Raw genomic sequence first — 8264 nt, forward strand, 5'->3', positions numbered from 1 at the left:
TTGTCATTTCTGGGGATTTTGGAAAAGGAAAGCCTGACCCGTCCATCTTTGAACATGCTGTTTCACTACTTGGTGTAGATAAGTCGGAATGTTTAATGGTGGGAGATAATTTGATGACAGATATTAAAGGTGCGAATAAAACGGGAATTAAATCAGTCTGGATAAATCGGGAGCATGTAGAAAAAAAGGAAATTCAGCCTACTTATGAGATACATGATCTTCATGATTTATTGCCCATTTTGAATAAGAAAGATTAAAAGTCTGGTAATCATAAGCGATTAAATATGCTTATGATTACCAGACTTTTCACCTTAATCTTCTGGTTGGTCATTTGGCAATATATGTCTGTAAGGAACTGGGGATGCTAAAATGACTGATGTATTTATCGCTCCATACGGGATAAGTCGATCAACTAAGTTTCTCATCCCATCTATTCCTGAAACAGCTGCTTTTATAGTATAGCTTACAGGTCCAGTCACCCGATGACATTCAATAATATCTGTTTCTGATTTGATGAATTCCTCAAACACATGTGGTTCTTCTTTAAGCTCGCTAATTTGAATGAATAAGAGGGTTTCTCTGCCTAGTTTTGCAGGCGATATTCTCGCACTGAACTCTAAAATAATTCCTTTTTCTTGCAGTCGCAACAGCCTTTCAGACACACTTGGACGGCTTAATGCTAATTTTTTGGATAAATCACTAACCGTAATTCTGGCATCTTCCTGTAAAATTTTAAGTAATTGTATGTCAACTTTATCCATTTCAATAAATGCTCCTTTTTGCAAATTGAATGTATTAGTATAATTATTTATGCGAATTTGAGGGTGTACAGGATAAATACATTCAGATTGGTATGTAAAATTGCTTCGATATATTCTATCATTATATATGTAAGAATTCCACAAAAAAACCACATATTTTTATAGGATTTCACCCATGAATCCTCAAATTACTATTCCACTTACTTTACGTTACTTTAGGAGTGTTATATTTGAAAAAAATGACAGTTATGATGTTCGGATGTTTTCTTACGTCATTTGGTTTGTATTTATTAAAAGGCTCGTCCATCGTTACAGGAGGAACAGCAGGTCTGGCATTAAGTGTATCTTATTTGCTACCTATTTCTTTTTCCATTTTATTCACCTTAATAAACATCCCGTTTTATATACTGGCTTATTTTAAAATGGGAAAGAAGTTTACATTTTCAACAATATTAGCCGTATCCTTAGTTACTTTATTTTCTTCTTTACTCCCAATTATTCTTCCATCCATAGCTTTTTATCCTTTATTAGGTTCGATTATGGGCGGATTCATTATTGGGATAGGAACGATTATTTTATTTATGAATGGCTCTTCATTAGGAGGAGCACAGATTTTGTCTATTACTCTTCAAAAGCAATTTAACTGGAATATGGGGAAGACAAATTTTATTTTTGATACAATTGTTATTTTGATTGGTCTATATAGTGTAGGTATAGTTAGAGGCTTATATAGTATAGTGTCTGTGTTTATTATTTCCTTTATGATGAGTACTTTTAAGGAAAAAATAGCGCACCGAAATACAGTCAAAGGTAGTGTAGAAACTAGTACGGTTGTAGAAACACATTCTGTTTAAGAATCAGAAATTTAGAAAACCTTTCATAAATTTCCTGCGATTAGAAAATTAAAGGAGATATGAAAGGTTTTTTATTTAGGCTGTCTCCTTCCTGGAATGGCGAGTAAGGCTTGTCGGTTGCCCCATGGAAATCAAAGTGTAGTCATGCTGCTGGTCTTAGAAAAATATATTTGTATTTTCAGTATAATTATAAGAAAAATAATTGACAGTGATAATCATTTTCATTTAAAATAAAGACAAATAATATAAAGAAAAGATTAGGAAGGTGTAAGATATAGTGAAAAATGATTTCATTGTTTTAACTCCATTTCAATATATGATCGAATGTACCTGTCCTAGACCTGAACATACATTCATACTTGATTTACATAAAGGGGATATTATTACAGTTACAGAAGAAAAAAAGTATGTAGATTCCCTTGGTTGGCTTCTACTCGTTATGATAAATGATTATAGTTTCTTTATGTTTGTTGATGAAATAGAAGAATTTATCGCAAATAAAAAGATTACCTCATTACTAGATCTGGAATTGAGAATGAATTATTTAGACTATAAAGTCAATGAGTCTTTAGATGTTTTAAATAAAGAGAAATTTGACGTATTTGCAAGAGAATTAAATGATTTAAAGGCCATTCAAAAAGACCGTGCAATGATTTAATTAGTATCATTTTATTAGCGATCCAGGTTTGTTAATGGGTTGCTTTTTTATTTGCTTTTTTTAAGTGCACCTAAGACATTCTAACGATTCCTATGCAAATAAGAACCATTTAGGAAAATTGCTGAAAAAGGCTTGAATATTTGCAAACATCTCTTTGGGAGATTACAATGGAATAGTATTTAGAAGAAGGCAAGGTTTTGCTTTAGGAGGAATATTTAGATGAAAGTCAAAATAAACAGACACGCAGTAAAAGTACTCAATCAAATGCTAGAAAAGGCGGAAGAAGGCGAAATGATTCGTGTATACATAACAGAGAATCATGGAAATCATGCACATTATGATTTGAAATTGGACCAAAAGACCGAGCATGATGAAGTTGTTCAGTCTGATAAAGACATTCCGATCTTATTAGATACAAGAGATGCTGATTTCTTGGATGGCGTATGGATTCAATATTTTCATGTTCCGCAACCAGGTTTTACAATTTATAACCCAGCGAAAGAACATCATCACCATTAAAAAAAGAGGAAGTGGAAACACTTCCTCTTTTTATATAATAAAACACATAACGCTAGTGCTTGTTTTCATCCTGTTATAAATGTGATATAATTTGCTTCTAAATGGAACATGTACCAAAAAAAATCCGTCAATTTTCAGTTATTTTTTGAAAATGGGTTTACACATTAAATTATTTAGGTTATATAAATTATGTAATATAGATTTGGAGCCCAAAATTAAATTTTACCAATTTTTTCTTATTACACGCGCCAGCGATTGGAATATAAATCCATTTTAAGTGTATTTCCGAATGAATAATATAATTATTAGATGGATTATCTGTAATCTATCTTTTCTATCTATTAATAATTGATTTTAGTTAATGAATTTTTAAAAGAATAGTGATACGATTAATGATAATAGAGTAGTTAATTAAAAATTTAGATTAAGGGATGGTAATCTAATGACAACAAAGATAAAAGGAAATGAGAGTAGTTTACCTTTGCGAAAAGATGTAAAACACCTCGGAAATATTCTTGGTGAAGTACTTATCCACCATGGTGGTCAAGAATTATTAGAGAAGGTTGAGATCATACGTAAGTTAGCAAAGGAACTGCGCGAGACAAACAATGAACATACATATAATCAATTAAAGCTTGAAATGGAGCAATTAGAAAAGCCTGTACGTCGACAAGTTATTCGAGCATTTTCCAAATATTTTCATTTGGTGAATGTAGCTGAATTAAACCACCGTATTCGTCGCAAAAGAGAATATCAATTAAGTCAGGAAAAAGGCGTCCAGCCATATTCCATTGAGCGTGCAATTATGGCATTTAAACAAAAGAATTTATCGGAAGAAACGATTCAAGAGGTGCTAAATACCCTTTCATTAGAATTGATTATTACTGCACATCCGACTGAATCAACAAAACGTACGATTCTAGAAAGCCAAAAAAGAATTGCAACTATCTTAAAACAACTTGATAATCCGATGCTGACAAAGAAAGAACGACAACATTTCAATGATGATTTATTTGAGGAAATTACCATCATGTGGCAAACGGATGAGCTTCGTCAAGAACGTCCTACTGTAATGGATGAAGTAAGAAATGGGCTGTATTATTTTGAACAAACTTTGTTTGATGTTCTTCCGGAAATCCATCAAGAAGTTCAAGATGCACTTCAAGAAAACTATCCTAACTTTGAATGGAAAGTACCTAATTTTCTATGGTTCGGTTCTTGGATCGGTGGAGACAGAGATGGTAATCCGAATGTAACTCCAGATGTTACATGGCAAACACTTCATAAGCAAAATGAATTAGTAATTCAAAAATACATCGGTGCAGTCGATGAATTAATGAAGAAATTTAGTCATTCCACTAATCGAGTGAAAGTTAGTTCGAAGCTAATTCAAACGATTATGGAAGAAGAACAGCTATATTTGACTCCTGAAAAGAAATGGCCAGTAGAAAAAGAAGTATACCGCAGAAAGTTTTCAATTATTTTAGAAAGATTAAAAGAATATGGGAAATCTGAAAAAGGCTATGTTAAAGCAGAAGAATTGTTAGAAGATTTATACATAATTCAAGAAAGCTTTGCACTACATCAGCCGAAAGCTCATCAGCAAAAGGATTTGCAAAAATTAATTCGTCAAGTGCAATTATTTGGCTTTCATTTAGCAACATTGGATATTCGAAACCATAGTGGAGAACATGAATCTGCAATCGATGAGATTTTGCGCAAAGTTGGCATAACAGATGATTATAAAAATCTACCTGAAAATGAAAAATTAGGTATATTGGAGTCTGTTTTAAAAGATCCTCGTCCGATTCTTTTGCTAAACGAAGACTACTCAAAAGAAACACAGGAAATGATTAGTACTTTTACGATGATTAGGGAAGCTCATAAAAAATTTGGTGAGCGTGCAATTAATGTTTATTTAATAAGTATGACACGATCACCAAGTGATATTCTTGAGGTGCTTGTATTGGCAAAAGAAGCGGGAATTTATCGCTTACATGCTGATGGAACAGTTGAAAGTCATTTAAATGTTGCACCATTATTAGAAACAATCGAGGATTTAATTGCAGGTCCAGAAATTGTGGAAACTTTATTTCGTATGCCAGTATATAGAGAGCATTTAAGACGGCATAATGACCAACAGGAAATTATGTTAGGATATTCTGACGGAAGTAAGGATGGCGGTACATTAACGGCGAACTGGAAGCTATTTAAGGCACAACGAGAGATTCACCAAATGGCAAGCAATTATCAAATCGGCTTGAAGTTTTTCCATGGCCGCGGTGGTTCCCTTGGTCGTGGCGGCGGTCCTTTAAATAAAAGCATTCTATCTCAACCAGCTGAAACATTAGGGGATGGAGTAAAGATTACAGAACAAGGGGAAGTATTATCTTCTCGTTATTTGTTGGAAGATATTGCTTATCGAAGCTTGGAACAAGCAACGTCGACATTGTTAATGGCAATTGCTCATATCTCGAAGGATATTAGTGAACATAAAGAGGAAAGAAGCCTTTGGGAAAGTTCCATGGAAGAAATATCTGCTATTTCTTTGGCAAAATATCAATCACTAGTATTTAATGATCCTGATTTTATGACCTATTTTAAAGAAGCGACACCTTTAAACGAAATAGGAAACTTAAAAATTGGTTCTCGACCAATGAGTAGAAAAAATAAAACTACATTTGAAAATTTACGTGCCATTCCATGGGTATTTGCATGGACTCAAAGTAGGCAATTGCTACCTGCATGGTATGCTTCTGGTACTGGTCTTTCTGAATTTGCAAATCAAAAGCAAGGCAATATTGAAATTTTAAAGCAAATGTATGCTAAGTGGCCATTCTTCCGATCCACGATTGATAATTTACAAATGGCTCTAATGAAAGCAGACTTAACAACTGCTAGAGAATATTCTTCCCTTGTTGAAAATGAAGCTATTGGTAATCGCATTTATCAAAATATTAAAGAAGAATATGATAAGACAAAGGCAATATTACTCGAAATTACGGGAATTGAAGAATTACTTGATCATACGCCGACAATTCAAGAATCTGTTTATAGAAGAAACCCATATGTCGACCCATTGAATTTCTTCCAAGTAGAGTTAATTAAACAGCTTCGTGAACAAGAAATACCGGATAAGGAATTAATGAATCAAGTGCTTCTAACGATTAATGGTATTGCTGCAGGTTTACGCAACACTGGTTGATTATAGAGTAGAAAAGGCAATAGAAAAGACGAGAAGGGAATTCTTCTCGTCTTTTCTATCAAAAAATTTACTTTTGTGCTGTCAAAAATTCTTCTACTTGTTCTGGTGTTTTTGCATTGGCACTATGTAGGTGACCTGTTTTTTTGCCATCTTTAAAAATTAACAGACTTGGAATTCCCATTACGTCATACTTTTCAGCTATTTCTGGTAATTCATCCTTATTAAGGCTATACCAGGTTTTATCGTTATTAGCTTCCATAATTTCCCCTATGAACATATCCATTCTTGTGCAATCTGGACACCAAGTGGTAAAAAACTTTACGATATTTGTTTCGCCATTGTTAATGATTTCTTCAAATGTTTCTACTGTTTTAATTTCCTTCATATTCAAAACTCCTCAACCTAAATTTCCCTTTTAACTATTAATAAGGTAATATCCTTTATTATACACTTTAGATTTATTTTTTTCCTTTTAAAAGCATTAACTTTCGATTTGAAAAACTTATAAGCATTTTATTTGCAATATAACTTAAGAAAGACAAGAATATACAAGGTAGGAGAAAAAGGTAGTACTGTTATAACAGAAAAAATATATTGAAACCTGAATTATTCATAGAAAATCATTAATTGGTTACAATCGTTATTCCAATAAGCTTTTTTGTTAAATGTTAATTCACTTGATAAATGAAAAAAGAATCCATTTCTGATAAGGTTAAAACAACGACGAAATAACCACAGAAAGGATTCTTATAATGGCTACTTTACCGCAAATTACCCTTGATTTCAATCGCAAAATTAAATTGTCAAATGATGGAGGGGATCTGTCCTCCGATACTGGTGAATTTCTTTTTAGGGAATTCGATGAGAAAATTGGATTTTCAAAAACACTAGAAAACCATTTGAGGTTAAACGATTCTAGGGCCTATTACCTCCATTCAAACGAGAACTTATTACGTCAAAAGATTTATCAAATGATTGCGGGCTATTCCGAGGATGATGCAGCTGATCATTTAACGAAAGATCCAGTTTTCACCCAAATCATAGGAACGCCAGCGCTCGCTTCACAACCGAGTTTATCTCGTTTTTACACACGTTTTGATAAAGAGTCTATTGATCATTTAAATCAAGCAAACCAAGAATTACTTGATAAAATCCATTCATTTCGGGGGTCCGAAGCTTTATTTATCGATTTGGATTCAACCCATTCTGATACTTATGGAAATCAAGAGGATTCTTCCTACAATACGCATTATGGAACAATGGGTTTTCATCCATTGGTTGCTTTTGATGGTGCTACAGGTGACTTTCTTAAAGCGAAGCTTCGTCCCGGAAATGTATATACTTCAAATGGTATTGTTGAGTTTATTCAGCCATTAATTGAACACTACAACCAAAAGTTCCCTGAAACGAATTTATTCCTTCGTGGAGACAGTGGGTTTGCCGTCCCCGACTTGTACGAATTGTGTGAAAAGGAATCCGTTTTATATGTGATCCGATTAAAATCTAACCTACAATTACAAAGTCTTGCTAAAGAATACCATCCTTCTTCTGCACCACGAGATGTTTCAGAAACAGAGCGCTATTTTGAAGAAGCCACTTATCAAGCCAAGTCATGGTCGAAACCAAGAAAAGTGATTATCCAATCGGTACGACCAGCTGGTGAATTACTTTTTGCCCATTCCTTTTTTGTTACAAATTTTGAAATAGCTTCTCCAAAAGACATCGTACGAGCTTATCAAAAAAGAGGAACGATGGAAAACTATATCAAGGAATCAAAGAATGGCTTTTATTTGGATCACATGAATAGTCATTCTTTTCAAGTCAACACGGTAAAAATGATGCTAAGCCTGCTTGCTTATAATTTAACGAATTGGTTACGAACCATTTGCTTTCCACAAGGTCAAAAGATGATGCAAATTGATACCATACGTACAAGGCTTATTAAAGTTGCCAGTAAACTAGTGAAATCAGGTAGATCTTATTACTTTAAATTGTCATCAAGTTTTGTCTATCAGAAATTCTTTTGGAACGTATTGGGTCAAATACAAAAACTCCAGATTGAGTAGCTTAACTTGGTTTTACCAACTGAAAAAAATTTAAATTTCAGTTAAGGGGAGAAGTCTGCCTAAAAATAGGACATTTCCAATGGGAAATAAATTAATTAGATTTTAAAGGTTAGAAAATGTTCAATCTTATAAAAAGATAGAAAACTCTCACCTGCATTTTAGAAAAACGTGCATCTTTTAAAGTGCTATGAATATTTCAGG

The 8264-nt window shown here is 33.3% G+C and carries 8 protein-coding genes; 6 read left to right on the forward strand and 2 right to left on the reverse strand.

The window, feature by feature from the left end; all coding sequences use genetic code 11:
* On the forward strand, nt 1-257 hold a 257-nt coding region (locus tag ADJ83_RS14335), incomplete at its 5' end, for an HAD family hydrolase (protein WP_048718144.1).
* A 54-nt stretch (nt 258-311) separates the two neighbouring features.
* On the opposite strand, the gene ADJ83_RS14340 is transcribed toward ADJ83_RS14335, so the two are convergent.
* A complete protein-coding gene (locus ADJ83_RS14340) occupies nt 312-761 on the reverse strand; it encodes an Lrp/AsnC family transcriptional regulator (RefSeq protein ID WP_031536783.1) in 450 nt (149 codons plus the stop codon).
* A 239-nt stretch (nt 762-1000) separates the two neighbouring features.
* On the opposite strand from ADJ83_RS14340, the gene ADJ83_RS14345 reads away from it, so the two are divergent.
* From ADJ83_RS14345 to ppc, 4 genes are all read left to right on the forward strand, one after another.
* Nucleotides 1001-1615 (forward strand): YitT family protein, encoded by a 615-nt coding sequence (locus ADJ83_RS14345; RefSeq protein WP_231512529.1) that lies wholly within the window; start codon nt 1001-1003, stop codon nt 1613-1615.
* 277 nt (nt 1616-1892) lie between these two features.
* A complete protein-coding gene (locus ADJ83_RS14350) occupies nt 1893-2273 on the forward strand; it encodes a hypothetical protein (RefSeq protein WP_031536785.1) in 381 nt (126 codons plus the stop codon).
* Nucleotides 2274-2492: 219 nt separating this feature from the next.
* A complete protein-coding gene (locus tag ADJ83_RS14355; protein WP_031536786.1) occupies nt 2493-2792 on the forward strand; it encodes a heme biosynthesis protein HemY in 300 nt (99 codons plus the stop codon).
* 442 nt (nt 2793-3234) lie between these two features.
* Nucleotides 3235-5997 (forward strand): phosphoenolpyruvate carboxylase, encoded by a 2763-nt coding sequence (gene ppc / locus ADJ83_RS14360; RefSeq protein ID WP_031536787.1) that lies wholly within the window; start codon nt 3235-3237, stop codon nt 5995-5997.
* Nucleotides 5998-6064: 67 nt separating this feature from the next.
* Here the strand turns inward: ppc and ADJ83_RS14365 are convergent, their stop codons facing one another.
* Nucleotides 6065-6382: a thioredoxin family protein gene (locus tag ADJ83_RS14365; RefSeq protein ID WP_031536788.1), complete on the reverse strand. Its 318-nt coding sequence runs from the start codon at nt 6380-6382 to the stop codon at nt 6065-6067.
* A 367-nt stretch (nt 6383-6749) separates the two neighbouring features.
* On the opposite strand from ADJ83_RS14365, the gene ADJ83_RS14370 reads away from it, so the two are divergent.
* On the forward strand, nt 6750-8063 hold the full coding sequence (locus ADJ83_RS14370) for an IS1380 family transposase (RefSeq protein WP_016205278.1): 1314 nt from the start codon (nt 6750-6752) through the stop codon (nt 8061-8063).
* Nucleotides 8064-8264: the final 201 nt, after the last annotated feature.

Origin of the sequence: Bacillus sp. 522_BSPC (assembly GCF_001076885.1) — a bacterium.
GTDB classification, from domain to species: Bacteria; Bacillota; Bacilli; order Bacillales; family Cytobacillaceae; genus Niallia; species Niallia hominis.

Coding starts and splice junctions, on each gene's coding strand:
- ADJ83_RS14340 (WP_031536783.1), bottom strand. CDS start 761: ATGGATAAAGTTGACATACAATTACTTAAAATTTTACAGGAAGATGCC.
- ADJ83_RS14365 (WP_031536788.1), bottom strand. CDS start 6,382: ATGAAGGAAATTAAAACAGTAGAAACATTTGAAGAAATCATTAACAAT.
- ADJ83_RS14370 (WP_016205278.1), top strand. CDS start 6,750: ATGGCTACTTTACCGCAAATTACCCTTGATTTCAATCGCAAAATTAAA.
- ADJ83_RS14345 (WP_231512529.1), top strand. CDS start 1,001: ATGACAGTTATGATGTTCGGATGTTTTCTTACGTCATTTGGTTTGTAT.
- ppc (WP_031536787.1), top strand. CDS start 3,235: ATGACAACAAAGATAAAAGGAAATGAGAGTAGTTTACCTTTGCGAAAA.
- ADJ83_RS14355 (WP_031536786.1), top strand. CDS start 2,493: ATGAAAGTCAAAATAAACAGACACGCAGTAAAAGTACTCAATCAAATG.